A 1598-nucleotide genomic window follows, 5' to 3' on the forward strand; every position below is an offset into this window, starting at 1 on the left:
GCGTTTTTATTGATTAAAATGAATCATCCACAATGGAGTAATGAATGCATATATACAAAACGTATCATATTGCAAGCGCTCTATTAGAGATATGAAAACTTATCAAAAGAAACGTAAATGATGCGTATGATCTTTAATCACTCATTTGAATGAGAGAGCCTATAAACGCTTGTTATGGCTATCAAACAAATCAAAACGCTCGGTAGCTTTAACAATCCAATCAAAAGAACATGCATATTAAGTGAATATCTTATAACAAAACGGTTTTTTACATTTACGAGCATTGGTTTTTAAAAGCAGCTTTTCATAAGATAAATAAACAATTATGGTTTTTTGTTACCATTTTTATCAAGTCAATTTTATTAATAATAGTTATAAAAAATCACAAAATTAAAATAACCACTTGAAAATATACCCATATGGGTATATTAATAATCATGAGTAAAATAAAACGTATCATATGGCTTGGTTCTTCACTCAAAGATATAAAAAGTCTTCCTGATCTTATTCAACAAAGGATTGGTTATGCTCTTTATCTTGCTCAGATAGGAGATAGAGGAGAAAATGTTAAGGTTCTCAAGGGGTTTGGATCTGCCAATGTTCTAGAAATTATTGAACGCGATATTCAAGGAACTTATCGCGCTGTTTATACGATACAATATAAAAAATCTCTTTATGTGTTGCATTGTTTTCAGAAAAAATCGACCCGTGGCATTGCAACACCAAAACCAGACGTTAATCTGATCAAAGAACGTCTCAAGTTAGCAGAACAATTAGAAGGGAATTAAAATGATCAATGTTTTTCACGGTAGTTCCAATGTTTATGCGGATCTTGGCTTCTCAGATTCCAGAGAGATGCTTATCAAAGCGCAACTTGCTCATAAGATTAGTCAAATTCTTAAAGAAAAGAACTTAACACAAAAACAGGCTAGTCAACTTTTGAAAATGACTCAACCAAAACTGTCTAAACTCTTAAGTGGAGAATTTCGAGGGATTAGTGAAATGAAAATGCTTGAGTGTTTGGCAAAATTGGGAAACGATATCAAGATTATTGTTAATCCGAAAGAAGTTAAAACGCTTGAAGGACATTTTGAAGTTGTTTTTTCTTCTTAAACTTCTTTATGATTTGCTTTTTATAGTCTATTCATACATGGCAATCTTATATAAAAAATGGTCAAATGAATCATGCATAAAAATGTGGATTCTTAAGTGGATTCTTATAAAATAATTTCACTCAAACCATTGACTTTATTGTGTTTTTATATATAATGCGTTATTATCATCGTCCAAGGTTCATTCTTAGGAATGCGCAATTTAAACCGGTGATAACGATTGCGTGAACGCCCATGATAAGCGCCCGTGACATACGAACATACCCTTTCCTTATGCCATGTGATCGGCGTCTGATTATTGCGAAGACGACGTTCTCCTATGCTTAAAAGACCTTCTGTCGTATCAACTTCGGCAAACATTTTCGTGATAAAGCTAAAACTTCCATCCGGCGCCCCCATCTCTTGTGAAACAACTGTTGCCTCCATCGGGGCTCCTGTAAACATAACAAGCCGATTGTTTTCATCAAAAGCACCAAGCATTGGAGC

Annotated in this window: 2 protein-coding genes and 1 pseudogene; 2 read left to right on the forward strand and 1 reads right to left on the reverse strand. The window is 33.7% G+C overall.

Going from position 1 to position 1598, the window contains the following annotated elements:
* Nucleotides 1-437 precede the first annotated feature (437 nt).
* A complete protein-coding gene (locus U736_RS0108610; protein WP_034452165.1) occupies nucleotides 438-788 on the forward strand; it encodes a type II toxin-antitoxin system RelE/ParE family toxin in 351 nt (116 codons plus the stop codon).
* A 1-nt stretch (nucleotide 789) separates the two neighbouring features.
* Complete coding sequence (locus U736_RS0108615; protein ID WP_015856199.1) at nucleotides 790-1113, forward strand: helix-turn-helix domain-containing protein; 324 nt, start codon at nucleotides 790-792, stop codon at nucleotides 1111-1113.
* Between the two features lie 146 nt (nucleotides 1114-1259).
* Here the strand turns inward: U736_RS0108615 and U736_RS11325 are convergent.
* Nucleotides 1260-1598, reverse strand: a pseudogene (locus tag U736_RS11325) (hypothetical protein); the annotation flags it as partial.

It is taken from the genome of Bartonella grahamii ATCC 700132, assembly GCF_000518085.1.
GTDB classification, from domain to species: domain Bacteria; phylum Pseudomonadota; class Alphaproteobacteria; order Rhizobiales; family Rhizobiaceae; genus Bartonella; species Bartonella grahamii.

Excerpts from the sequence above, each read along its gene's own strand:
- U736_RS0108610 (WP_034452165.1), top strand. The coding sequence starts at position 438 with ATGAGTAAAATAAAACGTATCATATGGCTTGGTTCTTCACTCAAAGAT.
- U736_RS0108615 (WP_015856199.1), top strand. The coding sequence starts at position 790 with ATGATCAATGTTTTTCACGGTAGTTCCAATGTTTATGCGGATCTTGGC.